Source organism: Paenibacillus sp. JT22N1 (assembly GCF_059692155.1).
In genome coordinates this window covers 17,803-35,800 of the sequence record NZ_JCAUAW010000009.1, presented here as the reverse complement: position 1 = coordinate 35,800, position 17,998 = coordinate 17,803, and the positions used below count along the sequence as shown (strand labels likewise).

16 protein-coding genes are annotated in these 17,998 nt (G+C 44.3%); 14 read left to right on the top strand and 2 right to left on the bottom strand.

Annotation, left to right across the window (positions count from 1 at the left end):
* Positions 1-47: 47 nt before the first annotated feature.
* The 5 genes from AC58UU_RS18005 (at position 48) to AC58UU_RS17985 (ending at position 5,763) form a co-directional block, all read left to right on the top strand.
* Positions 48-2,303, top strand: coding sequence for a helix-turn-helix transcriptional regulator (locus tag AC58UU_RS18005; RefSeq protein ID WP_497317907.1), 2,256 nt, complete (start codon positions 48-50; stop codon positions 2,301-2,303).
* Positions 2,304-2,349: 46 nt separating this feature from the next.
* Positions 2,350-3,504 carry a glycoside hydrolase family 88/105 protein gene (locus AC58UU_RS18000; RefSeq protein ID WP_497317905.1) on the top strand — a complete coding sequence of 385 codons (1,155 nt, stop codon included), beginning with the start codon at positions 2,350-2,352 and terminating at the stop codon, positions 3,502-3,504.
* A gap of 13 nt (positions 3,505-3,517) precedes the next feature.
* A complete protein-coding gene (garD, locus tag AC58UU_RS17995) occupies positions 3,518-5,056 on the top strand; it encodes a galactarate dehydratase (RefSeq protein ID WP_497317903.1) in 1,539 nt (512 codons plus the stop codon).
* A gap of 135 nt (positions 5,057-5,191) precedes the next feature.
* A complete protein-coding gene (locus tag AC58UU_RS17990) occupies positions 5,192-5,494 on the top strand; it encodes a hypothetical protein (protein WP_497317901.1) in 303 nt (100 codons plus the stop codon).
* A gap of 134 nt (positions 5,495-5,628) precedes the next feature.
* The gene (locus AC58UU_RS17985; RefSeq protein WP_497317899.1) at positions 5,629-5,763 is read left to right on the top strand and encodes a hypothetical protein; all 135 of its coding nucleotides are present in this window, start codon (positions 5,629-5,631) and stop codon (positions 5,761-5,763) included.
* Here the strand turns inward: AC58UU_RS17985 and AC58UU_RS17980 are convergent.
* On the bottom strand, positions 5,760-6,575 hold the full coding sequence (locus tag AC58UU_RS17980) for a ThuA domain-containing protein (RefSeq protein ID WP_497317897.1): 816 nt from the start codon (positions 6,573-6,575) through the stop codon (positions 5,760-5,762). The two genes, AC58UU_RS17985 and AC58UU_RS17980, sit on opposite strands and share 4 nt — an antisense overlap.
* A 155-nt stretch (positions 6,576-6,730) precedes the next feature.
* Here AC58UU_RS17980 and AC58UU_RS17975 point away from each other — a divergent pair, with 155 nt between their 5' ends.
* From AC58UU_RS17975 to AC58UU_RS17940, 8 genes are all read left to right on the top strand, one after another.
* Positions 6,731-8,383, top strand: coding sequence for a GMC oxidoreductase (locus tag AC58UU_RS17975; protein ID WP_497317895.1), 1,653 nt, complete (start codon positions 6,731-6,733; stop codon positions 8,381-8,383).
* Between the two features lie 428 nt (positions 8,384-8,811).
* Positions 8,812-9,393: a glycerol-3-phosphate responsive antiterminator gene (locus AC58UU_RS17970; protein WP_497317893.1), complete on the top strand. Its 582-nt coding sequence runs from the start codon at positions 8,812-8,814 to the stop codon at positions 9,391-9,393.
* A 149-nt stretch (positions 9,394-9,542) separates the two neighbouring features.
* The gene (locus tag AC58UU_RS17965; protein WP_497317891.1) at positions 9,543-10,928 is read left to right on the top strand and encodes an alkaline phosphatase family protein; all 1,386 of its coding nucleotides are present in this window, start codon (positions 9,543-9,545) and stop codon (positions 10,926-10,928) included.
* Complete coding sequence (locus AC58UU_RS17960) at positions 10,909-11,691, top strand: HAD-IIA family hydrolase (protein WP_497317889.1); 783 nt, start codon at positions 10,909-10,911, stop codon at positions 11,689-11,691. Before AC58UU_RS17965 ends, AC58UU_RS17960 begins: the two co-directional genes overlap by 20 nt.
* A 14-nt stretch (positions 11,692-11,705) precedes the next feature.
* Positions 11,706-12,869, top strand: coding sequence for an extracellular solute-binding protein (locus AC58UU_RS17955; protein WP_497317887.1), 1,164 nt, complete (start codon positions 11,706-11,708; stop codon positions 12,867-12,869).
* Between the two features lie 22 nt (positions 12,870-12,891).
* The gene (locus AC58UU_RS17950) at positions 12,892-13,767 is read left to right on the top strand and encodes an ABC transporter permease (protein ID WP_497317885.1); all 876 of its coding nucleotides are present in this window, start codon (positions 12,892-12,894) and stop codon (positions 13,765-13,767) included.
* Positions 13,768-14,604, top strand: a complete 837-nt coding sequence (locus AC58UU_RS17945; protein WP_497317883.1) for an ABC transporter permease — start codon at positions 13,768-13,770, stop codon at positions 14,602-14,604.
* Entirely contained in the window at positions 14,601-15,692 is a 1,092-nt protein-coding gene (locus AC58UU_RS17940; RefSeq protein WP_497317881.1) for an ABC transporter ATP-binding protein, read from the top strand. The genes AC58UU_RS17945 and AC58UU_RS17940 overlap by 4 nt, the downstream gene beginning before the upstream one ends.
* A gap of 135 nt (positions 15,693-15,827) precedes the next feature.
* Here the strand turns inward: AC58UU_RS17940 and AC58UU_RS17935 are convergent, their stop codons facing one another.
* Positions 15,828-16,004 (bottom strand): hypothetical protein, encoded by a 177-nt coding sequence (locus AC58UU_RS17935; protein WP_497317879.1) that lies wholly within the window; start codon positions 16,002-16,004, stop codon positions 15,828-15,830.
* 99 nt (positions 16,005-16,103) lie between these two features.
* Here AC58UU_RS17935 and AC58UU_RS17930 point away from each other — a divergent pair, with 99 nt between their 5' ends.
* The gene (locus AC58UU_RS17930; RefSeq protein WP_497317877.1) at positions 16,104-17,912 is read left to right on the top strand and encodes a glycoside hydrolase family 66 protein; all 1,809 of its coding nucleotides are present in this window, start codon (positions 16,104-16,106) and stop codon (positions 17,910-17,912) included.
* The last annotated feature ends 86 nt before the right edge of the window (positions 17,913-17,998 follow it).

Below are 17,998 nucleotides of genomic sequence, written 5' to 3'. Positions count from 1 at the left end.
TAATGGTAATGTCGAATCCTTGAAAGCGAAGAAAGGAGAGGTTTCCGTTGCCAAAATACTTATATCGAATGCTTGTCTTCTCTCTTCTGTTGAGCGCAGTTCCGGTCGTTTGCATTGGGCTCATCTCCTACTATATTGCCTCAAAGGATATTGGGAAGAAGGTTAATGAGGGGAATGTACAGATCCTGCTGCAAAATCAGATGCGAATGGAGCAAATCTTAAAGAACGTCGAAATGGGCGCTGTACAGTACATCAATTCACCGTTGGTAAGCGATTTCATCTACCATGATTTACAGAATGATGATTTTCAAACGATCAACAATCTCTCCAAAGGCTTGTATAATCTTCATTCGATTGCGGGTGTAGCCGACACGCAGCTGATTAATTTGGAGCACGACTGGATGATCAGCAATCTCGGTTTTACATCAACAGAAGATTTTGTGAATCGAGATTTACTGAGCGATTATGCCAAGCGCCCTCAAAATTTATTTTGGTTAGCTACTATCGGTAGTTCCTTAGATGAAAATAAGATCCGGTTGGTCGTCAAGCTTCCAATGATTTCCTCTACGACCACGACCACTCCTAAAGCATTGTTGATGATTGACATGTCGCATGATGCGTTACTGAGCAATTTGGCCCAAAACACCCAATTAGGAAATATTTATGTACTTAATCGAAATAGGGAGCCGTTCTTAGCTAGTTCCAGCAATGTAGGGATCCAGCCTTCCATCCTGCAAAGGATGAATGTCGCGACGGAACCAGAGGGGTCCTTTGAAATGGGCGATATGGGGGTCAACTATAGAGTTTCCTCTTATAACGGCTGGTCCTATGTTTCGATCGTGTCCATTGATGCAATTACGAGGGAATCTAAGAAAATTGCATTCATCACCTTAAATGCTTGTGTGATTATTTTTATTCTAATCGCATTAGCCGCCTTCTACGGAACCCGCCGCATGTATAGGCCGATCCATCGGCTATTTATGATGATGGAGCAGTTCGGAGGAGAGTCCATAGGGAACAAAAAGCGGGATGAATTCGCTTTAATCGAAGAGCGCTTTTCATCCTTGTTTAGCACGAGAAAGCAGCTTCAGCAGCAACTGCAGGTTCAGAGTGGGCAGGTGAAGGAATTTTTCCTGTTGAAGTTGATAATGGGACAGGTCACAGAAAGCGAATTCTCCTATAAGTATGAGACCTATGGCTTTGGGGAAAAGGGGAAGGCACTAGGAGTGCTTGCCCTGCAAATTGATTCTCTAGAGGACACCCGATACTTGGATAGCGATAAGGAGCTGCTGTTATTTGCGATCAACAATGTCGTTGGGGAGCTAATCCCTAACGACCGTATCTTGGGTACTTTGCTGCTGGATCAGTCTCAGGTAACGATACTGCTAGGCGATTCGGAGGATCCGGATGAACTGAAGGGCTACTTCTATGAAATGGCGGAGCTTATGAAGTCGAAGGTGCACGAGCTTCTTCAGCTCAAAATCAGTATAGGAATCAGTCGGCCATTTCATAGATACACGAATGCGATGGATGCATACTCAGAGGCTTTGGAGGCTTTGAAACGCAGAATTAGTCTTGGAAATGAGCTCATCCTGGGCTATGAAGATATCGAACCGGTTCACCGGAACAGCGTTCAGCCCTCTGCATCCTGGAATCACCTTGAAGAAAGCTTGATGAATGGACTTAAAACAGGCGATGCTGTTTCTGCTTACGAGTATTATAACCAGTATGCGTCAGCGATTTTGGAGAAGAGCGTTTCGTTCAATGATTTTCAAATATTTATGCTTCAATTAATCGTCAAAATTTATCGGCTTGTTGGGCAGCAAGGTGGCATGCTGGATGGATTAATCGGCGCCAAATCGGTCATTATCCGATTCATGAAATTGAATACGGCGGAGGAAATTATGACTTGGTTTAAGACAGAGCTGATCCCGCCCACCCTTGCTTTCCTACAGGGACGCATCGATTCACAATATATCAATATCGCACACCAAATGATCGAGCTCATTCACGAAAAATACGATCAGGATCTTACGCTGGAATTGTGCGCTGCACAATTCCGTTTTCATCCAGTCTATTTAAGCCGAGTGTTCAAGAAAGAGATTGGAACGACGTTTATCGATTATTTGACGAATTACCGGATGAATATGGCGAAACTGTGGTTAAAGGACAGCAATATGAAGATTACGGAAATCGCGGAACGTCTTAACTATACCAACTCCACTGGATTTATCCGGACCTTCCGCAAAGCTACTGGCATGACGCCGGGCCAGTATCGAGATGCCCTTTCGAGATCACAGTAATCGCCAGCTCGGCGACTGACCCACAATTGCGTTATCCATCAAGGAGGTGCACCTGTTGACCTATGAATTGGTAGAAAAACTGAAAGCAGCATATATGTCCAGTGAGAAGTGGTATTCCGTAAGGTGGCATTATATCGAGGGCTGTATCTTAAAGGCGTATTTGGACTGCTACGAACAAACCGGCAGTGAAAGAGATTATATCTTTGTAAAAAGCTATATAGATCAGCTTTTTGACTCGGGCGGCAATATCCCTGAAATCCAAATCAGCAGTTATAATATCGACCAAATCCGGATGGCTGGAGTTTTGTTTACGCTATACCAAAGGGAGCGGGAGCCCAAATATAAAAGGATCATGGATATGTTGTATCAGCAGTTGGCTTCTTATCCGAGAACGAGTTCCGGTTCGTTCTGGCATAAAGAAAACTACCCCTACCAGGTTTGGCTGGATGGATTGTATATGGGGCAGCCTTTCTATGTACAGTACGTGAAGCAATTCATAGAGGTCAAGGATTATTCCGATACGCTGCAGCAGTTCAAAAATGTCCGCCAATCTATATATAACCAAGAGAAGCGGTTGTACACCCACGCTTATGACGAGAGTCGCGACATTTTCTGGTGCGATAAATCAACAGGGCAATCACCAAATGTGTGGGGGCGTGCGGTTGGCTGGTTCGCGATGGCATTGGTGGATGTGTTGGAGCTGCTTGAAGGAGAGCCGGCAGACACCGGCATCCTCAAAGATTATATCAAGGAGCTTATAGATGACATGCTGCCGTACCAACATAGCGAGGGTATGTGGTATCAGGTCGTGGATAAGAAGGAGTATCCGGGCAATTATCTCGAAACCAGCGGTACGCTGATGTTAGCTTATGCCATTCTGAAAAGTGCGCGATTGGGATATCTGCCAAAAGAGTATGCCGTATACGGTATACAGGCTTTTAACGGAACGCTTGCTCGTTACCTGAGGGAAGAAGATGGTGAAGTGCTACTAGGCGGCATTTGCAGAAGTGCTGGCCTTGGCAAAAAGCCGGAAACCGGACAAATGCGAGATGGCAGTCTTGCGTATTATTTCTTCGCAGAACAAATCGTGGATAATAACGGGCATGGTGTAGCACCGCTACTGATGGCCTACAACGAGATTAGTCGGCTTGGTGTTAACTCCGACCCTGATGATATCCATGAGACCGGGATCATGATATAAGGAGGACATATATATGTCTGAGCGAGCAAAAAGTCTAAATGAAGCGCCTCTTTACATAAAGGTTCGCGCCGAGGATAATGTTGCGATTATCGTTAATTCCGGTGGGTTGTCTAAAGGCAGTATCTTTTCTTGTGGTCTAGAACTTAGGGAAAGCATTCCGCAAGGGCATAAAGTAGCCCTAACTGATTTAGAGCAGGATGAACCTATCGTTCGCTACGGTGAAGTTATCGGGTACGCGGATAGTCCGATCCCACAAGGTAGTTGGGTGGAGGAGAAGTTGGTAAGACTCCCCACGCCTCCTGAGTTAGATGAGCTGCCGATTGCCAATCATATACCGTTACCGCTGCCGCCGCTTGAAGGGTACACTTTTGAGGGATATCGTAACGAAGATGGCAGTGTCGGCACGAAAAATATTCTGGGAATCACTACAAGCGTTCAATGTGTTGCAGGGGTGCTTGACTATGCTGTGAAAAAGATTAAAGAACAATTGCTTCCGGGCTATCAAAATGTAGAGGATGTCGTGGCTTTAACTCATAATTATGGTTGCGGAGTTGCGATTAATGCTCCTGATGCTATCATTCCGATTCGCACCATCCAAAATATCGCGACCAATCCCAATTTTGGCGGTGAAGTTCTAGTGGTGGGGTTGGGTTGTGAGAAGTTAATACCGGAAAGATTGCTTCCGGACGGAGACTCCTCCAACATCGTATCTCTGCAAGATCATCATGGTTTTATGAGTATGATTCAGTCCATTATGAGTATGGCGGAAGAAAAATTGGTAAAGTTGAATCGACGACAGCGCGTAACTTGTCCTGTGTCCGATCTAGTAGTTGGTTTACAATGTGGAGGAAGTGATGCTTTTTCCGGGGTGACGGCGAACCCGGCGGTAGGGTTTGCCGCTGATCTGTTGGTTCAAGCTGGCGCAACGGTTCTATTCTCAGAGGTCACCGAAGTGCGGGATGCCGTTCACCTGCTAACGCCGCGCGTAATCAATCAAAAAGTGGGCCAGGCATTAATACAAGAAATGAAGTGGTACGATAATTATTTGCAAAAAGGTCAAGCGGATCGGAGTGCGAATCCGTCACCGGGAAATAAAAGAGGCGGATTGGTAAACGTGGTAGAGAAGTCACTTGGATCGATTATCAAATCGGGCAGCAGTCCCATTGTAGGCGTATTATCCCCAGGTGAAAAAGCGACTCAAAGAGGGCTCATCTATGCGGCGACACCTGCAAGCGATTTTGTTTGCGGTACTTTGCAACTAGCCTCGGGGGTAAATATGCAAGTTTTTACAACGGGTAGAGGCACACCTTATGGGTTAGCGATGGCACCAGTTATTAAAGTATCTACTCGAAATTCTTTAACGGAACAGTGGCATGATTTAATCGATGTGAATGCAGGAACGATAGCAACGGGTGAAGCAACTATTGAAGAAGTGGGCTGGGAGATTTTTCGCATGATAGTAGATGTAGCAAGCGGGAAAAAGAAGACTTGGGCAGACCACTGGGGATTGCACAATGCTTTGTGTCTGTTTAACCCAGCTCCAGTAACCTAATAGAGCCGCTCGTTTTACATGCACTAGAATCGGTGGACCTGTATCGAAGTTCAGATTGAATATAAGTAATGAATAAACGGCCCTGCTCGCTTGAAAAGCGAAAGGGTTGTTTGACATGCGTCTATCCGATTAATTATGGCAAGGACCTGGAATGCGTACTCCAGAGCATCATTGTGCCGATGTCTGCCTTATGAAGTCGGACGAAGCGAATCCATTCCCAACTTGCTGCAAGGCTTGCCGGTGATTAAAACCAATCTGCCAGAAGTGCCGAACTTTGGCTTCAACAATTCACCTCTTTATTTAGAAGCGGCTACACAAATCATTTTGGGTGAGAAACCTCTGGATTACTTTGATGAATTTGTCAAAAAGTACAGATCATTAGGTGGCAATGAAGTCATTGGTAAAGCCACAGAGTGGTATAAATCCAAAAATAAATAACAAAAAGGACGGCAGGGTTCAGTTGGCGTGCTGGGGAGGAAAGGTAAGTTCCCTGCACGCCTCTTTTTTAGAGTCACGCATAAAGGCAATTATCCTACTCAACGAAAGTGTGGTGTGATTATTTGATGAAAGAAATGAAACGCGAGGTAAGTATTTTGCTGGTTATGGCACTGTTTATCTCCTTGCTAGGTCAGTTTGGCACCGCAGCAGCCAGCACGGCTGTCGATGAATATGACACGATGAGACACTCAAGTGGAGGGAGAGTTTAATCAAATCCTTTTAATTGATTGATGTTATAAATAGGGGAGCTCAACCTTGCACTATTACAATTTTCGAGAGCCTTAGCATTGCCATAGACTGGAATAGCCCCATGAGCGGACGCAGCCCAACGTACAGCATTTGCTATGACCCGCAAAACGTCTTTATTGTGATAGGTCGGATACGCTTCATGTCCCGGCCGGAAATAAAATATCTTACCGAGACCGCGGAAAAATGTACATCCGCTGCGGAACACTTCCCCGCCTTGAAACCAACTTACAAATATAAGCTCACTGGGAGCAGGTATATCGAAAAATTCTCCATACATTTCTTCATGCTGCAGTTCAAAATACTGCCCGATGCCTTCCGTGATCGGATGAGCAGGATCGACAACCCACAATCTTTCCTTTTCGGCATCCTCTCTCCATTTTAAATCGCAGGTGGTACCCATCAATTTCCTAAATAGTTTCGATAAATGTGCCGAGTGCAGCACGATCAGTCCCATCCCCTGCAATACTCGCTTATACACCCTTTCGACAATTTCATCACTAACTTGATCATGAGCCACATGCCCCCACCAGATTAAAACATCTGTATGATTTAATACCTCTTCCGTCAAGCCATGTTCGGGTTGTTCCAATGTTGCAGTCATGATCCGGAACCCGTATGGTTTAAGACCGCCCATAATCGTTTTGTGTATCCCATTCGGATAAATGTTCGCTACCTTTGGGTCCGTCTTCTCGTGTACATACTCATTCCATATCGTTACATGAATTGGCCGTGTTTCAAAGAACAGCCTATTGCCAATTCTCGCATTTATCATTGTAATGTCCCCTTTGTTCGTCATATCCATATCACCATTTATTTATATGTGTGTTTGCCCAAAAGGGTCTCGATTTATCGCAGAATTCGATTCAAATACATAATCGGATTTCTTCATTCATACCTATTATTATTTCCATAAAGGGAGTGAGAAACTTGCGGATCCATGTCGCCCATGCAGAAGAAACCCTTATCGCCATTGCCCAGAAATATAACATCGAACTGGTTGACCTCATTCTTATCAATCCGCACATTCCAAATCCGGATCTCGGCATTGGGGGGCAAAAAGTAAATCTTCCTTCGGATTCCGCCAATCAGGCAAATTTAAATGTCCCATTTTGTTCGCCTATTGTTGAAGAAGGACGCCAGGATGACTGGATTCCGCTGACACCGCTTGAGCAAATGGCCAATACGGAATACGACGTCCTTATTGTCGGCACTGGTGCCGGCGGCGGAGCGGTTCTCTGGAGATTATGCGAAAAGTGGAAAAACAGCGGGAAGCGTATCGGCGTTGTTGAGGCAGGAGGTCTCGTGCTGCCGACACATATGAATAATGTTGCGACACTGGGCGGGGAGCGCGCGGTACGTTTTGCAGCGAGCCATAAAGTACTGTTCCCCGCAATCGAAGATCCGGTCGAATTCCCGTTAGCCAATCAGGTCCTTGCGCTTGGCGGTAAAACTATATTCTGGGGTTTGGTTTCCCCGCGCTTCCCTCCATCGGCGTTTGCCGAATGGCCGCTGTCTTACGAAGAAATTAATCCCTATTACAATATCGCCGAACAAGTCATGAATGTAGGGCCGGATTTCTTCGAAGATTCATCTGCGCAGCAAGTCTTGTTTAAACGTCTCCAGGAAAATGGATTTCCAAACGTGATCCCGTATCCATACGCCGTTTATACGAAATCGTCCAAATATGGAAAAGTTTTCTCTAACCCCTTTTTTAGTTCCATCGTGTTTCTCGCATATGCGTTAAACCTTCGCGCCTTCGATTTAGCCGTGAATGCCCGCTGCGTTCAAATTTCTCAGGATAAGGATAAAGTAACAGGGGTTACCGTAATGGATCCCGCTCTAAGATCCTATAATATCAAAGCAAAAAAGGTGGTTTTGGCGACAAGTACGCTAGAAAATCCCAGGCTGCTGCTTGCTTCCGGTATCCCGGGAAAAGCGATCGGACATTATTTGACGGACCATTCGTTCATCGTTGCCGGTGGAAAAGTAAGCCGAAAGGAATTCTCGGAGATACCCGGAATCGTAGGTTTGCTCATGCCTGCCTCGGAACACGAACCATTCCAGATTCAGATGGGAGGAGGGATAGGTAAAGAGGTTTATTTTCAGCAGTATCAAAATATCCCTTTTCAAGAGGAGTTATCCTTGCATATTTTGGGATTCGGCGAGGTTCAGCCCCGATACGAAAACAGAGTATTTCTTTCCCCGACCAAAAGAGACCGTTACGGCGTTCCGTTCATTAAAATTGATTTCTCTTACAGCAAGCGTGACTATGCGGTCATAAACCGGATGGAGGCGACTTTGAAACGATTTGCTGCGTCCGCGGGAGTTACTTTGCAAAAGGAACCAGGCCAAACTGAAATCTGTATGCGTCAACCCGGAGGAAGCATTCATGAGGCAGGCACATGCCGCATGGGTGATAACCCGCTTACTTCCGTAACCAATCGATTCGGTCAGGTGCATGGCATTTCCGGTTTATATGTAGCGGACAACAGCGTATTCCCCACGGTAAGCGGAACCAATCCTACACTGACCATCGTTGCCTTGGCGATTCGAACGGCCGATTATATCGCTTTACAGTAACATCAAGGTACTTTGGCGGAAGCGCCCAAAACGATAGTTGCGACAGTATGGCAACACCCAGACCTTCTTGTACCATGCTTAACGCCGTATTTACGTTTTTAACGACAAATCTTAATTGTAAGGTTTCGGGATGGGCGGTTGAATGAAGTTTTCTAGTGTTTATAAGACCGGAAACCCAAACAAGGGGTTCCGTTTTTTTGTTTTCTTTGAGTTATTCACTGAAAATTTTAAAAATGAGCAGCTTGCGGAAATTAAGCAAAACCACGAATGCAGTAGGGATTAACGTTGATACAAGGTCCGCGGTTACATTCATCATTTCGAAAATAGACGTCTCCATTTTAATATACTTTTTACAAACCATTGACATTCTCATAATAATTATTGGGTATGATAATAACAGAACCACAAGAAAGAAAGGTCAATACAACATGAATCTGCTTCATAAAGTTGGCCAGAAGCCGATTATTGCCGCTTTACGTAATGTGCGAGATGTTGGACAAGCAATCGAAAGTCAAGTGGACAATATCTTTTTCATGGGTGGAACGGTGAAGGAAATTATTAACGCCGTTCAGTTGGTCAAGCAAGCCGGAAAAGGTGCTTTTGTCCATGTCGATCTGATTAAGGGCTTATCCAATACCGACAAAGAAACAGTAAGCTTTATAGCAGATTACATTGGAGCGGACGGAATTGTCACGCCAAAAAGTCATCTGATCGCTGAAGCGAAAAAAGCTAATTTATTCGGAATACTTCACTTGTTTATTATTGATTCTCAAGCACTGCAAAATGGACTTAAAACAGTAGAGAATGTTTGCCCTGATGGTGTGGAGCTTATGCCTGGGGTTGTTCGTAAAACGATTGCTGCTTTTACGGATGCATATAATCATATCCCCATCATCGCGAGCGGGCTCATTCATACGAAAGAAGAGGCAGTCGAATGTCTAGAGGCTGGCGCAACTGCGCTTTCCGTCAGTGAACAAAGCTTGTGGTCATTAACTTTTCAAGATATATAAATATCCCTATTTGTTTAGAGTCGTGCCCAAGAGAAAGCTCTGAACAATAAACAGAAACTTAGCATTGCTATGTCTGTTTATTGTTGAGCTTTCTTTTTTTCTGTTCATTTCGTTTTACTGAAGAAAAACTATCTCTAAGGGGGAAGAAAATGAGTTCTGAAGCAGCTAGTCAACAGCCTTCTTATATCATTTTACTCAGCATTGACGGTATGGCGAACTTCTACTTGCAGGAACCGCAGGTTAGAATGCCGCATTTAAGATCTTTAATCAAGCAAGGTGTAGTGGCCAATGCGATGAAAAGCGTATTTCCAACGGCGACCTGGGCCATTCACTCGAGCATCGTTACCGGCACATATCCCCGTAAGCATGGGATACTAGGAAACTGGGTGATGAATCGCTCCACGAAAAGCGTCGGCGAATATTTTAGCGACAGCACGTGGGGCAAAGAAGATATTCTTCAAAGAGAGACCATTTATGACACGGCCAAACGTCTGGGATGGACAACGGCTTCCGTATGCTGGCCGGTTACCAGAGAAGCCAAATCGATTGATTATAATATTCCTGAATTTTATGATCAGGATTTATTTGAAAGCTATGCTACACCGAGTCTGTGGAAAGAGCTTAAAGAAGCTGGACTACCGGTTGAACATTACGGTTCCTGGAGCAAGGATCATGCTCGGGGGCACATGCAGGATTGGATGACGACGGAAGTTGCCAAGCATTTGATACGGAAGCATAAACCTAATCTCATGCTGCTTCATTATTTGCTTCCGGATAGCTACCAGCATGATTACGGCACCCGATCGCAAGAAGTGTACTGGTCCTTGGAGTATATCGACGAGCGTATCGGAGAAATCGTTTCGACTCTGAAAGAAGAAGGGATCTGGGAGGACACCGCTCTATGTATTGTATCCGATCATGGATTCGTCGATACCACGAAAACGGTTTTTCCAAATGTATGCTTCAAACAAAAAGGTTGGTTCGATCCGAACCGACCAGAGCAAAGCAAGGTGGCAGCGGTATCCAATGGCGGTTCCGGATACGTGTATATATTTGAAGAAGACCCCACTATGAAAGCTGAATTGAAGCAGCAAGTGAAACAAGCCTTGCAGAAAATGGAAGGGGTAGGAAGACTTTTTGAACCTCAGGATTTTGAGTGGTTGGGTTTGCCTGTAGAAGGAGAAATGGAGGATCAACGTCCCGATTTTGCTATAGAAGCTGAGATGGATTGTTTCATTCATTTTGAACACGAGGGAGATCTTGTGTTTATGCAAGGAACTAAGTTTCAAGGGATGCACGGCTATTTGCCTGATCATGACGAATTGAAATGCATCTTTGTTGCCGCAGGCAAATCGATTCCTACAGGCATGCAAATACCCGAAATTCATATCGTCGATGTAGCTCCGACACTTTTAAGTATGATGGGAGGTGATATCCTCGGGATGGACGGGCAGACCATTGATTTCAAAACTAATAGCGAAGGAGTAAGAAATGGGCAGTGTATCAATGAACAGCATGAAAGCATTTCTTTTTGATTTGGACGGATGTATCTATTATGGCGATACGCCGGCTGCCGGGGCTAAGGAGCTGTTGGAACTTCTCAAACATGAAGGGAAACGTTGTTTCTTCATTACCAATAATTCAACTCAGACGGCAAAAGAGATTGCTTCCAAAATGAGACGCATCGGCATAGAAGCCGAACCCGATGAAATTGTTACGGTAACGGACAACGCTGGTCATTACATTAAGGTGAAATTCGGCGGTTGTGTCAAGGTCAAGGTAGCGGGCAGCGAAGCATTGCAAAGCTCGGTACTTGATGCGGGACATGAACTTATTCCGATCGACAATCCGGAGCCGGCCGATGTCATCCTTGTCGGAAGAGATGTTACGTTTGATTATGACAAGCTGCAGATGATCGTCAATGATGCCTACCTAGGAACGAAAGTAATTGGGACGAATTGCGATTCGCACCATGTTGGAAGCGGAGGGAAGATTGTTCCTGAAACAGGTTCTTTAACCGCTGCGATTGAAACGATGACCGGCCAGAAGATCGAACACATCGGGAAGCCCTCGCCTTATTTGTTTGAATATGTGCTTAACCGATATGGACTTGACCCCGATCATTGCATAATGGTTGGAGATAATTTTATGACGGATATGGCTGGGGGCGTGCAAGCGGGGCTGCGTACCGTCTGGATTAATGAACACAATCAATATTTGCGAGAAAACAAGCTTGGAATTTTTCCTGATTTTATCGTTAGAAATATGGAACAGCTGTTAAATATGTATACAAAATAAAGGAGAAGATAAATATGAAATCCATGTTGAAGTTATCCGTCATTATGACATTAAGCTTATCTCTAATTGCCGGTTGTTCAAGCAGTTCTGTCGAAAGCACGAAGGACAATGCAAGTAAACCGTCTCCTGAGCAAAAAAACCAATCCATTACTTTTATCGATACCGCAGGCGGCGCAAACACGCAAAAGTTTTTTAGCGAGATGATTCCAAAAGCGTCAAACGAATTGGGAATCAAAATTAACTATGTCACAGGGGCTGGGGCTGAAATCCAGCAAAGATTAGCCGCTCAGAAAAAAGGTGATGGTGATATCGACGTGCTCTTGTTAAAGCCGGATGGCATCGGTAATATGATTCAAGCTGGAATCCCTTTTGAAACGCTTGAAAAGAACCCGAAAATCCCTAATATTTCGCTGGTTGAACCTAGTGAATTAAAAGATGCTTTAGGAATTGCGACGAACGGTAAAGCGGCTCCTTTCTGGCACGATCAATTTGGAATCTTGTATAACTCCGATAAAATCAAAAATCCTCCGAAATCTTGGGAAGAATTTTATGAAAGACGCAATGAATGGACCGGGCACATCGGAATGATCCGTTCGGACGCAAAGTCCGGCGGAGGAAGAATCATGCAGCGTGATATTCTTCTCGGTTACGGGGTAGACTTCTCCAAGCCTTTTGAAAGCATACAAAAATCAACCGAATGGACGAACGGGATTAACAAATTCAGCGAATTCTCCAAATCGTTCTTTAAGCCTTTAGCTTCTGAGCCGCCGGTATTGTTCCAGCAATTTGCCTCTGAAGATGTTTGGATTACCGAATATGCAATTGACTATACACTGTGGTCCAGAGACCAAGGATTGCTGCCTAAATCCGTGAAATCCACCTTCTTCCCAAGCGGCCATTATGGCGGTGCGGCTTATTTAGCGATACCTACTAATGCGCCCGACAGTCAAAAGGAGCTGGCTTCCAAGTTTGTGAACTGGATGCTTTCGGAAAAGACGCAAATATCGATGATGGAGAATCTGTGGATCTACATGGGAATCAATAAATACGACAACGTTCCTCAATCGGTATGGAATAACGTACCGTCATGGGACGTAGTTAAGAAATCCAGAATTCCATTGAATAATAATGAAGCTTTCACGTTCTTAAAAGAAAAAGGCATGGATTTGGTTAAGTAATTTCAGTTGGAGGTGAAGTGAAATGAGGAATCTCTCATCAGGATTCCTCATTTCCATATTAATGCTATTAAAAAAAGACAAACTGCTCACCTTATTGTTTCTATTTCCCGGGCTCGTCTTTTTCATCGGCCTCTTTATTTATCCGCTTTGCATTACTTTCATGAACAGCTTGACGATAAGAAATCATACCGGTTTTACCCTTCAGAACTATATCGATTTACTAAGCTCGGCAAAATATTGGAACGTTATCGGGATTACATTTGTTTTGGCTATTTCAACAACGATACTTTCCGTTCTTATCGCCTTGCCGCTGGCCTTAATCTTAAGGAAACGGGTAAAAGGCCATACATTCATCCGATTATTGATTTTACTGCCGTTAACGGTACTAGCGTTAATCAGTGCTCTCGGCCTGCTGATCGTCTGGGACAAGAACGGTTGGGTCAATTTGTTTCTTACGCAAGTGCTGCCATTTATCGATAAACCGTTGAAAATCAATTATACGCTTTACGGCTTGATCCTGTTCTATGCCTGGCTTTATTCTCCCCATACGATTCTGATGACATTATCATCGATAGAAGGAATCGACCGGAACGTAGAGCAAGCGGCTACGATAACCGGGGCCAAACCTTTTGAAGTATTCAGATATATTACTTTGCCTTTAAGCATGAGCGGTATTCGCTCCGGCTCGGTGATGACCTTCCTACTTGCTTTCGGCGCCTTTAATGTTCCGCTTATAGCCGGTGGAAATTACAGACCGCTGACGGTTGCGATTTATACGGAAGCGGGTGTTTTTAATAATTGGCCCAAAGCCAGCGCTCTTGCCATTATTATGGGAATTCTCGAGATTATTTTTATCTTGATTTACTTTAAATTGACTAAGAAAAGGAGCGCGGCATAAATGAATCCGATCACTCATAGCATCCGGGCCATCCGGACTGGAAAGAAAGTTGTGATTTACGCGTTCCTTTTGGGATTTGCCTTATTTATTCTTTCGCCATTTGCCGTCATCTTCGTGTCCGCTTTCGGAGAAGGCTGGTTCGGTGCCAGATGGCTGCCTCAAAAATGGACTTTGCGCTGGTTCGAGTGGGCTTTTCAAATGACAGATCTGGTTCAAGTTACGATGAATAGTATGATTATAGCAGCATTAACTATCATCATCAGTTTGTTGATTGGGATACCGACTGCTTGGGCAATAGGAAAAAGAAAGATACGCGCGAAGGAACTTCTGATCGCCCTTATTCTGCTTCCTAGAATGATACCAGAATTAACTTATGCGTTAGGGACAGCAAAAATATTTTATGCGATAGATCTGATTAACACTCATTTCGGTGTGGCGCTCGCACATTCAACGATTACCATTCCTTATGTAGTCCTAATCATGTCCGCTACTTTTGAAGCCTTGGATCAAAGGGTCATTGATGCGGGCGGGGTCTGCGGTGCGAATTGGGTTCAAAGGTTTCTTTATTTGATTCTTCCTATGTCCATGCCTGGCATCTTGGCAGCGGTAATTTTCGCCTTTGTCACCTCCTTTAATGAGTTTACTTTAAGCATGATGACGTACGGTCCGCAAACGGTTACCCTGCCGATCCAGACGTATCTTTCCATTGGCGACGGTTATAAAGAAATTGCAAGTGCCATCTCTGTAGTTCTTTTAATCCCTTCCATTCTTATTCTTGGTGTTATCGTGAAGCAAATCAAACCAGAAAATTTAAATGGAGGAGTGAAAGGTTTATGAGAGACAAGAAGGTAATGATTGAATTAAAGAATATTATGAAAAAATTTGGCAACGTAACGGTTGTGAATCAACTAAATTTAAGCATTTATGAGGGAGAAATGCTGACACTCCTCGGCTCCAGCGGCTGCGGTAAATCAACCACGTTGAACATGATTACAGGAAGTCTGACTCCAGATAGCGGAGAAATCTATATCAGAGGCAACGATTTGACGCATGTTCCGTCACACAAAAGAGAAATAGGATTGGTTTTTCAAAATTTCGCCCTTTTCCCACATATGACCGTTTTTGAAATCGTAGAATTCCCGCTTAAAATTCGAAAAGAAAATAAAAAAGATCGAAAAGCCAAAGTGATGGAGATGCTGCGGCTTGTTCAATTAGATCATTTAGCTGAACGATATCCGCGAGAATTATCAGGGGGACAGCAGCAGAGAGTGGGATTAGCAAGGGCATTAATTTATCAACCTAAGGTCGTGTTATTTGATGAACCTCTTTCGAATTTGGACGCTAAATTGAGAGAAGAATTACGATTTGAAATTATGAATTTAAAAGATAAATTAAAATTTACTTCGATTTATGTCACCCACGATCAGGAAGAGGCGCTTACATTGTCGGATCGAATTGCCGTGATGAAGAACGGAGTCATTCAGCAATTAGGGACGCCTCATGACATATATAATGAACCGCAAACACCTTTCGTAGCAGACTTTGTTGGTATATCTAATAAAATTGTCGGACAGTGTGTGGACAAAGATAACGGGTATGCAATCATTCAAAGTGATGGTTTTCAACTAAGAGGCTTAGTCAAACATAATGAAATCCAAATTGGGGACAAAGTAATCATATTTATTAGGCCTGAGGATATTCAAATCGGTAATGAATTCTCCACCAATGAAAATACACTTCAAGGGGAAGTCCGGAATATTGTATTTTCAGGAGAAAGAAAAGAGTGTATGGTTAGCGTTGCAGATGGGGAAACCATACGATTGTATATGAATAAAAAATCCGATGTTGCCGTTGGACAACGGTTAATTGTACATCTTCCGAGCGACAGCTGTAAAATTTTAAAGCATGAAGAAATGGGAGTTTAGAACAAACAAAGAGGATTATTTTGGTAAATAGCCCACACAAAAAGCACCGCGATTCTCGCGATGCTTTTTGTGTGGGCTGTAATGCTAAACGCTTCTCACTCCAGCATAGTCCTACCTCTCAAGCGATCAAAGGCATCAATAAATATCCGTTTTGCCTCCATAATCGTTAGTCTTGCTGGCTTGTATTTGCTGATCCAACAAATCTTCTAATAATTCCACAAGAAAAGAATAACCTCGTGAAACTGCATGATCCAATGTATGCGTGAGCATGGAGAGCACGACCTCATACATATCGGATGAAAAGGCTGACATACAGAAATATATGACACCAAGATCATAACGCAGTCTGTTTATTTTAATGCTAATCTTCCTGATAATGAAGGTACGCCAAATAGAATCAGGAGGTTTAGCATGACTGACAAAACAAGCAAGGCAAGAATCCTGCGTACGGCAGCGGCTTTTGTTGCAGGCACAGCCATTGTTATGACTACGGCTTGTGACAGCAGCCCGGACATCAAGATGATGGACCAGATTCAGATGGGCTCTCAGCTCAAAGTGCTGTCCACGGATAAAGCATCCTATAAGCCGGGTGAAGACGTTCATTTCAATTTAACCTTACAGGATGGAACGGCTGCAGGCGGCTCGTTTCATATCCGTTATAAGCATATGGATCAAATTATCGGACAAGAAACGAAGACGGCAAAAAGCGACAAGCTGTCTTGGAGCTGGAAGCCGCCGGAGGTCGACAATGAAGGCTATATGGCCGAAGTGGTGCTTGAAAAAGAAGGCATGTTTATCGGCCACATGAACATCGCCGTGGACGTTTCCTCCGACTGGGGGAAGTTTCCCCGTTACGGCTATTTGGCGGACTTCGCCGCTATGAGTCAAGAAGAAATGTCATCTGTAATCGACCGTTTGAACCGGTTTCATATCAACGGGATTCAGTTTTACGATTGGCAGTTTAAGCACCATGAACCTGTTCCTTACGATGGGACCAAGCCTGCTGGGCAGTGGAAGGATATTGCTAATCGTCCCGTGAATTTCAGTACAGTGAAAAACTATATTGATCTTGTTCACAATCACGGCATGAAAGCCATGAGCTACAATTTGCTGTTTGGAGCATATGACGATGCGGAACAGGACGGAGTGAAGAAGGAATGGGGATTATATAAGGATTCGCAGCACAATGACCAGGACAAACATATGCTGCCCAAAGATTGGGCCAGCGACATTTTCTTGTACGACCCATCCAATCCGTATTGGCAGTCGTATTTAGTGGACAAGGAAAAAAAGGCATTTGAATCGCTCCCTTTTGACGGCTGGCAGGTTGACCAGTTAGGTGAACGCGGACCGCTCTGGACATACGATGGCAAAAGCGTCAATCTGGCTGCGACTTTCCCGGAATTTCTCAAGAAAGCCAAAGAGAAGCTGAATATCGATTATGTCATGAATGCGGTCGGTCAATACGGCCAGGGTTACATCGCCCGTCAAGCGCCCGTCAAGTTCCTTTATACCGAAGTATGGAAGGATCATCCGGGCTACCAACAGTTGAAAGAAGTGATCGATCAGAACGGGAAGCTCAGCGAGAACCGGCTGAACACGGTTCTGGCCGCTTATATGAACTATCAATTCTCCAATAATCCAGGACAATTCAACACGCCTGGCATTCTGTTCACGGATGCAGTGATTTTTGCCTCAGGCGGCTCCCATCTGGAGCTCGGAGAGAATATGCTGTCCAAAGAATATTTTCCGCACAAAAACCTTGAAATTTCGCCAGTCTTGGATAACAAGCTCTTAGTCTATTACGATTTTTTGGTAGCCTATCAAAATCTGCTTCGGGACAAGCCTGATGAATCAGCTTTGCGTGCAGAAGGAACCGATAGCTTGGCTATATCCGATCATGCGGAGAAGGGTAAAGTATGGAGCTTTGCTAAACAGAAGGACGGGAAAGACATTCTTCACTTCATTAACTTCACAGACGCTTCCACGATGGACTGGAACGACACCAACGGCACGCAGACAGAACCGGCCGAAAAGCAAAACGTCATGGTGTCGGTGAAGACAGATAAACCGGTTGCAAAAATATGGTTCGCTTCACCAGACTATTACGGCGGGTCAGCGATCCCTGTGGATTTCCAGCAGCAGGACGGGAAGCTTGAATTAAAGCTGCCCAAGCTGAAATATTGGGATATGGTGGTTATCGAATATAAGGAAGGATAGATCAGGCAATGAAAATGAACAAGAATGGATTGACCTAAAACAAGCTTGCTATTCCTCTTTCGAGGGAACGGCAAGCTTGTTTTTTG